This is a genomic window from Microbacterium paraoxydans, from assembly GCF_019056515.1.
In the GTDB taxonomy this organism is placed as follows: Bacteria; Actinomycetota; Actinomycetes; order Actinomycetales; family Microbacteriaceae; genus Microbacterium.
Genome location: NZ_CP064873.1, coordinates 2,078,512 through 2,091,975, shown reverse-complemented (window position 1 = coordinate 2,091,975; position 13,464 = coordinate 2,078,512). Strand labels below are relative to the sequence as shown.

The 13,464-nt window shown below is 70.1% G+C and carries 13 protein-coding genes; 11 read left to right on the top strand and 2 right to left on the bottom strand.

Features of this window, described 5'->3' with window-relative positions:
* Positions 1–6: 6 nt before the first annotated feature.
* Positions 7–564: a hypothetical protein gene (locus IZR02_RS10070; RefSeq protein WP_025105042.1), complete on the bottom strand. Its 558-nt coding sequence runs from the start codon at positions 562–564 to the stop codon at positions 7–9.
* Positions 565–690: 126 nt separating this feature from the next.
* On the opposite strand from IZR02_RS10070, the gene coaE reads away from it, so the two are divergent.
* The 3 genes from coaE to IZR02_RS10055 are packed head-to-tail and all read left to right on the top strand — an operon-like array spanning position 691 to position 3,779.
* Positions 691–1,290 carry a dephospho-CoA kinase gene (coaE, locus tag IZR02_RS10065; protein ID WP_025105041.1) on the top strand — a complete coding sequence of 200 codons (600 nt, stop codon included), beginning with the start codon at positions 691–693 and terminating at the stop codon, positions 1,288–1,290.
* A gap of 57 nt (positions 1,291–1,347) precedes the next feature.
* Entirely contained in the window at positions 1,348–3,420 is a 2,073-nt protein-coding gene (uvrB, locus tag IZR02_RS10060; RefSeq protein ID WP_217316410.1) for an excinuclease ABC subunit UvrB, read from the top strand.
* Between the two features lie 11 nt (positions 3,421–3,431).
* Positions 3,432–3,779 (top strand): TfoX/Sxy family protein, encoded by a 348-nt coding sequence (locus IZR02_RS10055; protein ID WP_217316409.1) that lies wholly within the window; start codon positions 3,432–3,434, stop codon positions 3,777–3,779.
* Between the two features lie 12 nt (positions 3,780–3,791).
* On the opposite strand, the gene IZR02_RS10050 is transcribed toward IZR02_RS10055, so the two are convergent.
* Entirely contained in the window at positions 3,792–4,040 is a 249-nt protein-coding gene (locus tag IZR02_RS10050; protein ID WP_025105038.1) for a hypothetical protein, read from the bottom strand.
* A 39-nt stretch (positions 4,041–4,079) separates the two neighbouring features.
* On the opposite strand from IZR02_RS10050, the gene IZR02_RS10045 reads away from it, so the two are divergent.
* The 8 genes from IZR02_RS10045 (at position 4,080) to uvrC (ending at position 13,455) form a co-directional block, all read left to right on the top strand.
* Positions 4,080–4,523: a MarR family winged helix-turn-helix transcriptional regulator gene (locus tag IZR02_RS10045; protein WP_025105037.1), complete on the top strand. Its 444-nt coding sequence runs from the start codon at positions 4,080–4,082 to the stop codon at positions 4,521–4,523.
* Positions 4,524–4,586: 63 nt separating this feature from the next.
* Positions 4,587–5,342: a DUF4129 domain-containing protein gene (locus IZR02_RS10040; RefSeq protein WP_025105036.1), complete on the top strand. Its 756-nt coding sequence runs from the start codon at positions 4,587–4,589 to the stop codon at positions 5,340–5,342.
* A complete protein-coding gene (locus tag IZR02_RS10035) occupies positions 5,339–5,809 on the top strand; it encodes a hypothetical protein (protein ID WP_240183583.1) in 471 nt (156 codons plus the stop codon). Before IZR02_RS10040 ends, IZR02_RS10035 begins: the two co-directional genes overlap by 4 nt.
* Positions 5,806–6,777 carry an AAA family ATPase gene (locus IZR02_RS10030; RefSeq protein ID WP_025105034.1) on the top strand — a complete coding sequence of 324 codons (972 nt, stop codon included), beginning with the start codon at positions 5,806–5,808 and terminating at the stop codon, positions 6,775–6,777. Before IZR02_RS10035 ends, IZR02_RS10030 begins: the two co-directional genes overlap by 4 nt.
* Complete coding sequence (locus IZR02_RS10025; RefSeq protein ID WP_025105033.1) at positions 6,774–8,081, top strand: DUF58 domain-containing protein; 1,308 nt, start codon at positions 6,774–6,776, stop codon at positions 8,079–8,081. Before IZR02_RS10030 ends, IZR02_RS10025 begins: the two co-directional genes overlap by 4 nt.
* On the top strand, positions 8,078–8,653 hold the full coding sequence (locus IZR02_RS10020; RefSeq protein ID WP_025105032.1) for a hypothetical protein: 576 nt from the start codon (positions 8,078–8,080) through the stop codon (positions 8,651–8,653). The genes IZR02_RS10025 and IZR02_RS10020 overlap by 4 nt, the downstream gene beginning before the upstream one ends.
* Before the next feature lie 9 nt (positions 8,654–8,662).
* Positions 8,663–11,551, top strand: a complete 2,889-nt coding sequence (gene uvrA / locus IZR02_RS10015; RefSeq protein ID WP_025105031.1) for an excinuclease ABC subunit UvrA — start codon at positions 8,663–8,665, stop codon at positions 11,549–11,551.
* Positions 11,551–13,455, top strand: coding sequence for an excinuclease ABC subunit UvrC (gene uvrC / locus IZR02_RS10010; RefSeq protein ID WP_025105030.1), 1,905 nt, complete (start codon positions 11,551–11,553; stop codon positions 13,453–13,455). Before uvrA ends, uvrC begins: the two co-directional genes overlap by 1 nt.
* Positions 13,456–13,464 lie beyond the last annotated feature (9 nt).

Below are 13,464 nucleotides of genomic sequence, written 5' to 3'. Positions count from 1 at the left end.
GAGGGGTCAGTTGGTGGCGGTGGCGGAGACCGTGACGAGGATCGTGCCGGTCTTGCCCTGGTTGCTCGTCGGCCAGTCGGCCGGGGTGGTGACGACGAGGTCGAACTCATCGGTCGCCGTGGAGCCGGAGGAGGTCAGCGACGCCGCGAGCCCGGTGATCGTCGCCGTCGGCTTGACCGTGAAGTCCGTCGCCGTGTTGCCGGGGGCGTACTCGACGGTCGAGGTGAGTGCGGCGTTGACGGAGCTGGCGTTCTTCACCCAGAGCTTGATGGTGCGGGCCTCGCCCGGGAGCAGGTTGGCCAGCTTCTCCGCGGGCACGACGAGCTCGATGCTGTTCTTCGCGGCCGACTCCTTCCAGGTGGTCCCGTCGGTGGAACCCTGGAGGTTGAAGGTGGCTCCTGCGGCCGGGGCGCTGAAGAAGGTGTTGTCGGTCCACGCGGCGCTCGTGAGCGCGGCACCGATCCCTCCGGTCGCGAGCACGGCCAGCGCGAACGCCATGATCGGGCGCCGCCGGGAGCGTCGCTCGGTGCGGTCAGGGCGTGCGGGGGCATCCGTGTTCGTCATGGCTTCGACGTTACGCAGCGCACCTCAGGGGACCGTCAAGTCTTCCTCAAGAGGGACCGAAGCTTTCCCGATTGTTCGGCGGCAGCGTCGTGCGCCGCCCTCGGACAGGCGTGGCAGGATGGTCGGATGCCGCTCATCGCTCTCACCGGAGGCATCGCGTCGGGAAAGTCCACCATCGCGAACCGGCTCGCCGAACTCGGCGCGGTGGTCGTCGACGCGGATCGGATCGTGCGCGAGGTGCAGGCGCCCGGATCCGCGGTGCTCGGCGCGATCGCGCGGACGTTCGGTGACGAGGTCATCGCCGAAGACGGGTCGCTCGACCGAGCCGCTCTCGGTGCGACCGTGTTCGCCGATCCGGGCCGTCTCGCACAGCTGAACGCCATCGTGCACCCGGCCGTACGGGCCGAGTCCCAGCGTCGTTTCGACGCCGCCTTCCAGGCTGATCCGGATGCCGTCGTCGTGTACGACGTGCCGCTTCTCGTGGAGGCTCGTGTCGACGACCCCTGGGATGCGATCGTCGTCGCGCATGCCCCGGAGGAGGTCCGTCTCGAGAGGCTCGTGCACCTGCGCGGGATGACGCCGGACGACGCCCGCGGACGGATCGCCGCCCAGGTTCCGGACGACCGGCGGCTCGCGATCGCCGACGTCGTGATCGACACCGCAGGATCGATCGCGGACACGCTGGCCCAGACGGACGCGCTCTGGAACCGGCTCCGCGCGAGCTGAAGCGGTGTCGCCGCCGGACGCGGCCCCGATGTCGGAGGGGCGGCATACGCTTGATGTATGCAGCCCACCCGCAGTGTCCGCCCCTTCGAGGTCATCAGCGAGTACGCCCCTGCCGGTGACCAGCCGCAGGCCATCGCCGAGCTGGCCTCCCGTATCAACGCGGGCGAGACCGACATCGTGCTGCTCGGCGCCACCGGAACGGGCAAGTCGGCGACCACGGCCTGGCTCGTCGAGCAGGTGCAGCGTCCCACGCTCGTGCTCGCGCACAACAAGACCCTCGCGGCACAGCTCGCCAACGAGTTCCGCGAGCTCATGCCGAACAACGCCGTCGAGTACTTCGTCTCGTACTACGACTACTACCAGCCCGAGGCCTACGTCCCGCAGACGGACACCTTCATCGAGAAGGACTCCTCGATCAACGCGGAGGTCGAGCGGCTCCGACACTCGACGACGAACTCCCTGCTGAGCCGGCGTGACGTGGTCGTGGTGTCGACCGTCTCCTGCATCTACGGCCTGGGTGCTCCGGAGGAGTACCTGCGCGCCATGGTCGCGCTGCAGGTGGGGGAGCGGTACGACCGCGACGCCCTGATCCGTCAGTTCATCGCGATGCAGTACAACCGCAACGACGTCGACTTCTCGCGGGGAAACTTCCGCGTGCGCGGCGACACGATCGAGATCATCCCGGTGTACGAGGAGCACGCCATCCGCATCGAGCTGTTCGGCGACGAGATCGAGGCGCTCTACTCGCTGCACCCGCTCACGGGCGAGGTCATCGAGAAACTGGACGCCGTGCCGATCTTCCCCGCCTCGCACTACGTCGCGGGCACCGACGTCATCCAGCGCTCCATCGGCACCATCGAGCACGAGCTGGAGGAGCGGCTGAAGGAGTTCGAGCGTCAGGGCAAGCTCCTCGAGGCGCAGCGCCTCCGGATGCGCACGACCTTCGACCTGGAGATGCTCCAGCAGCTCGGATTCTGCTCCGGCATCGAGAACTACTCGCGTCACATGGACGGACGCATGCCCGGCGAGCCCCCGCACACGCTCCTCGACTTCTTCCCGGACGACTTCCTGCTCGTCATCGACGAGTCCCACGTCACGGTGCCGCAGATCGGCGCGATGTACGAAGGCGACGCGTCCCGCAAGCGCACCCTCGTCGACCACGGATTCCGGCTGCCGAGCGCGATGGACAACCGACCGCTGCGCTGGGACGAGTTCAAGAACCGCGTGGGGCAGACCGTCTACCTGTCCGCCACCCCGGGCAAGTACGAGATGGGCATCGCCGACGGCGTGGTGGAGCAGATCATCCGCCCGACCGGCCTGGTCGACCCGGAGATCATCGTCAAGCCGTCGAAGGGGCAGATCGACGATCTCCTCGAAGAGATCCGGCTTCGCGTGGAGCGGGACGAGCGCGTCCTCGTCACGACCCTCACGAAGAAGATGGCGGAGGAGCTGACCGACTTCCTCGGTGAGCACGGCGTGCGCGTGCGCTACCTGCACTCCGACGTCGACACCCTGCGCCGCGTCGAGCTCCTCAGCGAACTGCGCGCCGGTGTGTACGACGTCCTGGTCGGTATCAACCTGCTGCGCGAAGGACTCGACCTCCCGGAGGTGTCGCTCGTCGCGATCCTCGACGCGGACAAGGAGGGCTTCCTCCGCTCCGGGACCTCACTCATCCAGACGATCGGCCGCGCGGCGCGCAACGTCTCGGGTGAAGTCCACATGTACGCGGACAACATGACGGACTCCATGGCCAAGGCCATCGAGGAGACCGACCGTCGGCGTGAGAAGCAGATCGCGTACAACAAGGAGCACGGCATCGATCCGCAGCCGCTGCGCAAGCGCATCGCCGACATCACAGAGGTGCTGGCGCGCGAGGGTCAGGATACGGCGGAGCTGATGTCCGGCCGGGGCCGCGCATCGGGCAAGGGCAAGTCGCCGACACCGAACCTGCGGCGCACCGGGATCGCGGCCGAGGGCGCTCAGCAGCTGGAGGCCACGATCCAGGACCTCACCGATCAGATGCTCGCGGCGGCCGCGGAGCTGAAGTTCGAGCTCGCCGCGCGCCTGCGCGACGAAGTGCAGGATCTGAAGAAGGAGCTCCGGTCGATGGAGCGGGCCGGGCACGCGTAGACGGAGCCGAGATGGATGCCGCAGGAGAGGAACTCGCGGACCGCGTCCGCGCACTGCTCGGGGCCGACCCTTCCATCGAGGAGCGCCGGATGTTCGGGACCAGGGCATTCCTCGACGAGGGGCGCATCCTCGTGGGCGCCCGGAAGGACGGGACGCTTCTCGTCCGCGTGGATGAGGAGAACGGGGCTGTCGCCGTGACGCTGCCCGGGGCCGCGCGTGCCGTGATGGGATCCCGCACCATGGGGTCCGGCTGGATCGATGTCGCAGCCTCGGCGATCGCCGACGATGCCGCGCTCATGACGTGGATCGACATGGCCCGGGAGTCGGTCAGCGCCGCGCTCGCCGATGACGACGGCTGACGCCGAGGGAGCTTACGGGCAGTGCACCAGGGTCTTCGGGCCCGAGCGATCGATCTCGTGCTCGGTCATCGGCGCGCCGCACAGCGGACAGGCCCGTTCGGCGCGCTCCGCGGCGCTGGGCGGCGGCGTCTTCTCGTACGGCCCGACCGAGGCCGGACCGGCGAGACGCACGAGGTTGGTGTTCACCCAGGCGTAAAGGCCCCCCGCCTCGCGGATGCGGGTGCGAAGAGGGGGGCGGCTGGAGTCGCGTGACATGTTCATTAGTGTACTAATGATTCGTGCAGATGTATAGTCGGGACCGTGACTGACACCGACGATCTGCTCCGGCTCGAGAATCAGCTCTGCTTCGCCGTGGTCACGGCGGCGCGGAACGTCGTGGCGATCTACCGGCCGATCCTCGAGCCGCTCGGGTTGACGCACCCGCAGTACCTGGTGATGCTCGCCCTGTGGGAGCGGTCGCCGCGGACCCTGAACGACCTCGCCGCCGACCTCGCGCTGGAGCCCGCGACCGCGTCGCCCCTCGTCAAGAGGCTCGAGGCCGACGGCCTGGTGACGCGCCAGCGCAGCAGTGAAGACGAGCGCCGACTGGAGATCACGCTCACCGATGCCGGAGCGGCTCTGCGTGCGAGGGCCGTGGATGTGCCGCGGCAGGTGATGGCCGCCGTGGGGATGGGCATCGGCGAGATCGCCGCTCTCCGTGACGGGCTCGGGGCCTTCGCGGGGCGGCGCCCCGATCAGAGCTGACCCGTTCCGCGGCACCCCGGTGCGGAACGGGGCCGTCTCGGGCCGCGCCCCTAGGGTGGAGGCATGTCGCGCCCAGAGCCTCCGGTCCGTGCACCGGAGGCCGTGCGCCGGTCAGGGGCGACCGCGCCGCTGCTCGGCCTCGCCGCGATCGCCGGACTGTTCGGGGTCCTCATGCTCGCTGCCGCGGGACAGGGCACCCCGCAGTTCTCGTCGTCCCGACCGGAGAGCACGCCGCCGCCCCCGGAGGACCTCGTCCTCCCGGTCCCGTCGACGACCGGGACACCACCGCCCCCGGAGTCCTGGGGCGAATCCGCTCTCGCGCAGATTCTCGGGGTGGTCTTCGGGGCGCTGCTGACGCTGGCCGTCCTCGCCCTCGTCCTCGTGGTCCTGCGTCAGCTCCTCCGCTTCCTCCGACGGCTGTGGCAGGCACGTCCGCTCGATCGTCGTGAGGTCACCGCTGCCGCCGGGGAGGACGGTGGCAGCACTCCCGCGGTACCTCCGAACGAGGAGGTCATCCGCCGCGGGGTCTCCGCCGCGTTGCGCACCGTGACAGCGAGGCCCGATCCCGGTGATGCGATCGTCGCCGCGTGGGTCGGACTGGAGGAATCCGCCGCCGACGCCGGCCACGGTCGCGGAGCCGCTGAGACGCCGGCGGAGTTCACAGCCCGGGTGGTCGGTGCCCGCCGGAGCATCGCGGCCGACGTGCTCCGGCTCCAGGGGCTGTACGAGCGGGTCCGCTTCGGTGGGCTGGTCGCAGACGAGCAGGACCGACAGAGCGCCGTGGTCGCCCTCCGGGGCATCAAGGAGGGGTGGCGGTGAAGGGCATCGTCGTGACGGTGATCAGCGCCCTCGTCGGGGCCGCTCTCTTCACCGTGCTCCTCGTGCTCGGAGTGCCTGCCGCCTTCGCCGTGGCCTGGACCCTCCTCCTGCTCGCGGTGGTCGGGGCCGCCCGACAGGTCTTCGTCGACGAGGCGGTCGTGTGGCCGCCGGAGGCGCCGAGAGCGGAATCGCGCGGCTCGGACGTGTCGCGGATGGCCTGGGCGATCAACACCCGCACGGGCGTCGCCGGGCACGTCGTCGTGCGGCGCGTGCAGGGGGTCGTCCGGCGCCGCCTCGCCCATCGCGGCCTCGACCTCGACGATCCTGACGACCACCCGCGCATCGACGCGATGCTGGGGGACGGCGTTCGAGCGTCCCTGCACGCGCGTGACGTGCAGCGTGCCGACATCGAGCGCGTCCTCGACGCCCTCGACCGCATCCCGACCGACACGGAGGAGACTTCATGACCAACGATGAGACCGCGCAGATCGCAGACGTCGGACGCCGCGTGCTCGCCGGCGTCCGGACAGCGGTGGTCGGGATGGACGAGCCTCTGACTCTGGCGCTCGCCACGATCCTTGCCGGGGGACATGTGCTCTTCGAGGACGTCCCCGGCCTCGGCAAGACGCTCGCCGCGCGGAGTCTGGCGGGGGCCCTCGGCCTGGACTTCCGTCGGCTGCAGTGCACTCCTGACATGCTTCCCGGCGACGTCACCGGCTCGTACGTGTACTCGCCCTCGACCGGAGAGTTCGCCTTCCGCCCCGGCCCCCTCTTCACGGGCCTGCTGCTCGCGGACGAGATCAACCGGACGACGCCGAAGACGCAGTCGGCGATGCTCGAGGCCATGGCCGAGCGCCAGGTGACGGTGGAGGGCAATCGGTTCGCCCTCCCAGGACCCTTCCACGTGATCGCGACCTCGAACCCGATCGAGTACGAGGGGACGTACGCACTGCCCGAAGCCCAGCTCGACCGGTTCATGGTGCGGCTCTCCGTGGGCTATCCCGGCGCTGAGGAGGAGGCGCGCATCATCCTGGACCGCGTCGACCGGCAGAGCCCGGATGTCGAGGTCGCACCCGTTCTGGACGCGGAGGGCCTCCAGCGCCTCCAGGCGGCGGTCGAGCGCATCCACGTCGATCCCGACGTCGTGCGGTACGCCGTCGAACTCGCCCGCGCCACCCGCGAGGCGGCGACGGTGGCCGTCGGCGCGTCCCCGCGCGGCTCGCAGGCGCTCGTCCTCCTCGGCCGCGCGCTCGCCGCGCTGGACGGCCGGGCGTATGTGCGGCCGGACGACATCAAGCGCATCGCGGTGCCCGTCCTCGCTCACCGCCTGACGCTGACGCCGCAGGCCTGGGCGCAGGGCGTGGATCCGCGGACGGTGGTGGACGCGGCACTGGCTCGGACGCCGGTGCCTCCGACGGTCGCGACGACGCCGTGACGGACGAGACGGCGGTCGAGTCCACCGCCGCACTCACGTGGCGGCGCACGCCGGTCATCGCGCTCGGGATCGCCGGCGGCGCGATCCTCGCGGCGGTCGGGCTCGCCTCCTCGCGTCCGGACGTCGTCGCCCTCGGGCTGCCGCTGGCGCTGACCGCGGGCTGGGCGCTCCTCTCGCGCCCCCGTCCCGGACACGCACGCATCGCGCTGCGGGCCCAGGCCGTCGGCGACGGTGACCGCCCGGAGGTGCGGACCACCGTGGACGTGCTGCTGACGGCCGACGCCGTCCAGGTCGCGGTGGATCAGGACGGGCGGCGGACCGGCCTCGCGGACGTGCGGCCCGGCGCCGCGTGCGTCACGGCCCGCAGTGCTCTGCAGCACTCCGGGCCGAGTGAGCCGCTCGGCGTGACCGCGCGGGGATCCGACCTCGACGGTGCGTGGGTCACGGGGCTCCTTCCCCGGACGGCCGTCGCCTGGAACGCGCCCCCGCGCGGCGTGCGGATCAGCACCCTCCCGGTGGCGCCGCGACTCACCGGACTCCACGGTGCCCATCCGGGCTCGCGCCCCGGTCAGGGTGGGGACTTCCGCGACATCCAGCCCTTCGTCCCGGGGGATGAGCTCCGGCGGGTCGACTGGCGGGCGACCGCGCGAGCCGCCCGTCGCCCCGGCGACCTCCTGGTGCGCAGGGACGGCGCGCTGAGCGATTCCTCGGTGGTCATCGCGATCGACACCGCGGAAGACCTGGGTGCCGTCGTCGCCGCGTGGGGGAGCGGCGACGCCGATCGCTCCGGGGTCACGTCGCTCGATCACGCGCGTGAGGCTGCCCTCGCGATCGCCACGGCCGCCATCGGCGTCGGGGACCGGGTCGCCTATCACGCGCTCTCCCCGGACGGGGTGTCGCTGCCGTCCGGTGGAGGAGTGCGGCACCTCGCCCGTCTCCGCCGCGCCATCGCGGCCACCGGCCTCGGCGCCGACCCCTCGTATCGTCGCTCGCCGGTGGTGCCGCCCGGCTCGATCGTCTTCGTGCTCTCGACGTTCGTCGACGGGGTCGCCGCGCGGCTGGCGACGAGCTGGCGTGCCGCGGGCCACGCCGTCGTGGCGGTCGACGTGCTCCCTGTGCCGGAGGCGACCCGCCTCACCAGGGAACAGCGGATCGCGCTTCGCACGCTGCTCGCCGAACGCGCCGACATCCTGACGGAGCTGGACCACGCGGGCGTCGAGGTGGTGCCGTGGTCGAGCGGAGCCGATGCGGCGATGCGGCTGGCGGCGCGTCGTCTCACGCGCCGGGGGACGGGGCGCCGATGAGTCGTTCCGTCCGCTCGTTCCGCACCGGCGCCGCGGTGCCGGGCATCGTCATCCGGCTCGCGATGGTCGCCGTGGCGGCCTGCGGGGCCCTGCTGCTCATCCCGTTCCCGCTGTGGCAGGGCATCGCGGTGCTCGCCGCGCTCGTCGCCGCCGCGATCCCGCGCAGCCTCGCCGCCTGGGTGGCGCTCGCGTGCCTGCCGTTCGGGGTGATACTCACGGAGCCGGATCCCGGCCGGACGGCGCTGGCGCTGCTGTGCGTGCATGCTCTGCACGTGTGCGCGTCGCTGAGTCTCGTGGTGCCGCCGTCCTCGCGGGTGGCCCTCCCGGTCCTGCTTCCGACCGCCGGCCGCTTCCTCACGGTCCAGCTGCTCACCCAGCCGGTCGCGTTCGGAGTCTGGCTGCTCACCGAGCGGGAGATCACCGGGACGACCGCGCTCCTGGCACCGGTCGCCGCGGCGATGCTGCTGGGTGGGGTCCTGCTCGCGGTCCGCGCTGCGAGACGGGCTGACGTGGCGGCCGCAGGAACCGGGGCGTTCGGCGTTCTCGGAGCCGATGTCCGTGGCCCCTCGTAGACTTGTTCGGTGCCCATCGTCCCCGTTGCTTCCCCAGGAAAACTCAGTGTCCGCGGCGCCCGCGTGCACAATCTCAAGAACGTCGACATCGACATCCCCCGCGACTCGCTGGTGGTCTTCACCGGCCTCTCCGGATCGGGGAAGTCGAGCCTCGCCTTCGACACGATCTTCGCCGAGGGGCAGCGCCGGTACGTCGAGTCGCTGAGCGCCTACGCGCGGCAGTTCCTCGGTCAGGTCGACCGGCCGGACGTCGATTTCATCGAGGGGCTGAGCCCGGCGGTGTCGATCGATCAGAAGTCGACGAACCGCAACCCCCGGTCCACGGTCGGCACGATCACCGAGATCTACGACTACATGCGTCTGCTCTGGGCGCGTATCGGCGTTCCGCACTGTCCGGTGTGCGGGGAGAAGATCCAGCGGCAGACCGTCCAGCAGATCGCCGACCAGCTCATGGAGCTCCCGGAGCGCACCCGCTACCAGGTGGTCGCGCCGATCGTCTCCCAGAAGAAGGGCGAGTTCGTCGACCTGTTCCGGGAGCTCGGGGCGAAGGGCTACTCGCGGGCGATCGTCGACGGCGAGCTCATCCAGCTGGCCGAGCCTCCGACGCTCAAGAAGAGCTACAAGCACGACATCGCGGTGGTCGTCGATCGCCTCGTCGCCTCGCCCGACATCCTCGGACGCGTGACCGACTCGGTGGAGACCGCTCTCGGTCTCGCCGGTGGGGTCGTGCAGATCAACTACGTGGACGGCGAGGGCGACGACGCCTGGCAGACGTTCTCGGAGAAGCTCGCGTGCCCGAACGGCCACGCGCTCACCCTCACCGAGATCGAGCCGCGCACGTTCTCCTTCAACGCGCCGTTCGGTGCCTGCCCCGCCTGCTCGGGCCTCGGCACCCGCATGTCGGTGGACGTCGATCTGATGCTCGGCGACGAAGACCTCTCGATCCGCGAGGGCGTCATCATCCCGTGGACCACGCAGGGCAAGGGGCTCTTCCAGTACTACGAGCGCCTGCTCGAAGGACTCTCCCGCGACCTCGACTTCTCCCTCGACACCCCGTGGCGCGAACTGCACTCCGACGTCAAGGAAGCAGTCCTGCGCGGAGAGAACTACAAGGTCACCGTCAAGTGGAAGAACCGCTACGGCCGTGAGATGCGCTACGCCTCCGGTTTCGAGGGCGTGGTGCCGTACATCGAGCGGCAGTACCTGCAGGCCGAGTCCGACACCCAGCGCAGCCGGTGGGGCGAGTACCTCCGCGAGGTCCCGTGCCCGGTCTGCAACGGCGACCGTCTCAAGCCCGAGGTGCTGGCCGTGCAGGTGCACGGTCACTCCATCGCCGAGGTCTCCCACCTGAGCCTGGCCGACGCCCGGGCCTTCATGGAGAAGCTGCACCTCACCGACCGCGAGGCCAAGATCGCCGCGCAGGTGCTCCGTGAGATCCGCCTGCGCCTCGACTTCCTCCTCCAGGTCGGTCTGTCCTACCTCAACCTCAGCCGTTCGGCCGGCTCGCTGTCGGGAGGCGAGGCCCAGCGCATCCGCCTCGCCACGCAGATCGGCTCCGGTCTCACCGGCGTGCTCTACGTCCTCGACGAACCGTCGATCGGACTGCACCAGCGCGACAACCGCCGGCTCATCGAGACGCTGCTCACGCTGCGCGACCTCGGGAACACCCTGATCGTCGTCGAGCACGACGAGGAGACCATCGAGGCCGCGGACTGGGTCGTCGACATCGGCCCGGGGGCCGGCGTGAACGGCGGTGCCGTGGTCCACTCCGGGCCCTACTCGGCGCTGCTCGCCGACACCGAATCGATGACCGGGGACTACCTCTCGGGCCGTCGGGAGATCCCGATGCCGGCGAAGCGCCGCAAGATCGACAAGAAGCGCATGCTCAGCGTCGTGGGCGCCCGCGCCAACAACCTCCGCAATGTCACGGCCGACTTCCCGCTCGGCGTGCTGACCGCGGTCACCGGCGTCAGCGGATCCGGGAAGTCGTCCCTCGTGAACGACATCCTGTATCAGGTGCTCGCGTCGCGGCTCAACGGGGCGCGGACGGTGCCGGGCAAGCACACGCGCGTGACCGGGCTCGACAACCTCGACAAGGTCGTGCACGTCGACCAGGCGCCGATCGGCCGCACCCCGCGATCGAACCCGGCGACCTACACCGGTGTCTTCGACCGCATCCGCACGCTCTTCAGCGAGACGCCCGAGGCGAAGGTCCGCGGCTATCAGCCGGGCCGGTTCAGCTTCAACGTCAAGGGCGGACGCTGCGAGGCGTGCTCGGGCGACGGCACGATTAAGATCGAGATGAACTTCCTCCCGGACGTGTACGTGGACTGCGAGGTGTGCCACGGCAAGCGGTACAACCGCGACACCCTCGCCGTGCACTACAAGGGCAAGAACATCGCCGAGGTGCTGGAGATGCCCATCGAGGAGGCGGCCGAGTTCTTCGAGCCGATCCAGGCCATCCACCGCTACATGAAGACCCTGGTCGACGTGGGGCTGGGATACGTGCGCCTCGGGCAGTCCGCGACGACGCTCTCCGGCGGTGAGGCGCAGCGCGTGAAGCTCGCGACCGAACTCCAGCGCCGCAGCAACGGTCGGAGCATCTACGTGCTCGACGAGCCGACGACGGGTCTGCACTTCGAAGACGTGCGCAAGCTCCTCGAGGTGCTGAACGGTCTGGTCGACAAGGGCAACACGGTCATCGTGATCGAGCACAACCTCGACGTGATCAAGTCGGCCGACTGGGTGATCGACCTGGGTCCGGAGGGTGGTTCCGGCGGCGGCACGATCCTCGCCACCGGCACGCCGGAGCAGATCGCGCGGGTCGAGGAGAGCCACACCGGCCAGTTCCTCGCCGAGATCCTGGGTGAGGGGCGCTCCGCGCGGAAGGCCAGCTGATGGCCGACGGGCTGCCGTACAAGCCCCGGGCGGGCGAGATCCCGACCGACCCGGGGGTGTACCGGTTCCGCGATGCCAACGGCCGGGTGCTGTACGTCGGGAAGGCGAAGAACCTCCGTCAGCGGCTGTCGAACTACTTCGCTCCGCTGCGGACACTGCACGAGCGCACACGCCGGATGGTGACGACGGCGGCGTCGGTGGAGTGGACCGTCGTGCCCACCGACGTCGATTCCCTCCAGCTCGAGTACATGTGGATCAAGGAGTTCGATCCGCCGTTCAACGTCAAGTACCGGGACGACAAGTCGTACCCGTTCATGGCGGTGACGCTCGGGGACGAGGCGCCGCGTGTGCTGGTCACCCGCAACCGGAAGATCCCCGGGGCCCGCTACTTCGGTCCGTACCCGAAGGTCTGGGCGGTGCACGAGACCATCGACCTGATGATCAAGGCGTTCCCGATCCGCACGTGCAGCGACGCCAGTTACAAGCGGGCGATGCAGACGGGGCGTCCGTGCTTCCCCGGGCAGATCGGCAAGTGCGGTGGGCCGTGTTCGATGACGGTGTCGATCGAGGAGCATCGCGCCATGGTCGACGACTTCGTCGCATTCATGGCGGGCGGTGATGAACGCTTCACCCGCGAGCTCACGCAGCGCATGCTCGCGGCGTCGGCGGCCATGGACTACGAGGCAGCCGCGAAATACCGTGACAAGCTCTCGGCGATCGAGGCCGTGCTCGGCAAGAGCGCCCTCGTGCTCCCGGCCGACGAGGACGCCGACCTGTTCGGCATCGCGGAGGACGAGCTCGCCGCCGCCGTGCAGCACTTCGTCATCCGCGGTGGTCGTGTTCGAGGCGTCCGGGCCCTGACGATCGAGAAGGAGATCGACATCACGGGTGGGGAGCTCGTGGAGCAGGTCCTCCAGCAGGCGTACGGCGAGGCCCAGGACGTGCCGCGCCGCATCCTCGTGCCGGTGCTTCCCGACGACGCTTCCGAGCTGGAGGTGTGGCTGCGCGAACGCCGGGGCCGGAAGGTCGAGATCGCCGTGGCGCATCGCGGCCAGCGCGCCGACCTCATGCGCACGGCCACCCTGAACGCCCAGCAGGCGCTGATCAGGCACAAGACGCGTCGGACGAGCGACTACGTCGCGCGCACGCAGGCGCTCACCGATCTCCAGGAGGCGCTGGGGATGGAGGAGGCACCGCTCCGGATCGAGTGCTTCGACATCTCGCACCTCGGCGGCACCAACGTGGTGGCGTCCATGGTCGTGTTCGAGGACGGGCTGCCGCGCAAGGACCAGTACCGCACCTTCAACATCGCGGAGACCACCGACGACACCGACTCCATGTACCAGGTGCTGCGGCGTCGGCTCGCCTACCTCGACCGCCCGGAAGAGCAGGAGACCGTCGACCCCACCACCGACGAGGTGGTCGCGGAAGACGTCGGCGAGGCGGGGGTGCGCCGGAAGCCCCGGTTCGCCTACCCGCCGCAGCTGCTGCTCGTGGACGGCGGTCAGCCGCAGGTCGAGGCCGCCGCGCGAGCACTGCGCGACGCCGGACACACGGAGATCGCGGTCTGCGGCATCGCCAAGCGTCTGGAGGAGATCTGGTTGCCGGGAGACGACTTCCCGGTCATCCTGCCGCGGACGAGCGAATCCCTCTATCTGCTCCAGCGTCTTCGCGACGAGGCGCATCGGTTCGCCATCACGCACCAGCGCAAGAAGCGCAAGAAGGACATCACCACGGTGCTCGCCGAGGTCCCTGGTCTCGGGGCCTCGCGGATCAAGGTCCTCCTCAAGCACTTCGGGTCGGTCACCGCGCTGCGTGCCGCGGAACCTCAGCAGATCCAGGAGGTCCAGGGGATCGGTCCGGTGCTCGCCCAGAACATCCATACGCACCTGTCCACTCGCTAGGCTGGGAGG

Coding starts and splice junctions, on each gene's coding strand:
- IZR02_RS10070 (WP_025105042.1), bottom strand. CDS start 564: ATGACGAACACGGATGCCCCCGCACGCCCTGACCGCACCGAGCGACGC.
- coaE (WP_025105041.1), top strand. CDS start 691: ATGCCGCTCATCGCTCTCACCGGAGGCATCGCGTCGGGAAAGTCCACC.
- uvrB (WP_217316410.1), top strand. CDS start 1,348: ATGCAGCCCACCCGCAGTGTCCGCCCCTTCGAGGTCATCAGCGAGTAC.
- IZR02_RS10055 (WP_217316409.1), top strand. CDS start 3,432: ATGGATGCCGCAGGAGAGGAACTCGCGGACCGCGTCCGCGCACTGCTC.
- IZR02_RS10050 (WP_025105038.1), bottom strand. CDS start 4,040: ATGAACATGTCACGCGACTCCAGCCGCCCCCCTCTTCGCACCCGCATC.
- IZR02_RS10040 (WP_025105036.1), top strand. CDS start 4,587: ATGTCGCGCCCAGAGCCTCCGGTCCGTGCACCGGAGGCCGTGCGCCGG.
- IZR02_RS10030 (WP_025105034.1), top strand. CDS start 5,806: ATGACCAACGATGAGACCGCGCAGATCGCAGACGTCGGACGCCGCGTG.
- IZR02_RS10020 (WP_025105032.1), top strand. CDS start 8,078: ATGAGTCGTTCCGTCCGCTCGTTCCGCACCGGCGCCGCGGTGCCGGGC.
- uvrC (WP_025105030.1), top strand. CDS start 11,551: ATGGCCGACGGGCTGCCGTACAAGCCCCGGGCGGGCGAGATCCCGACC.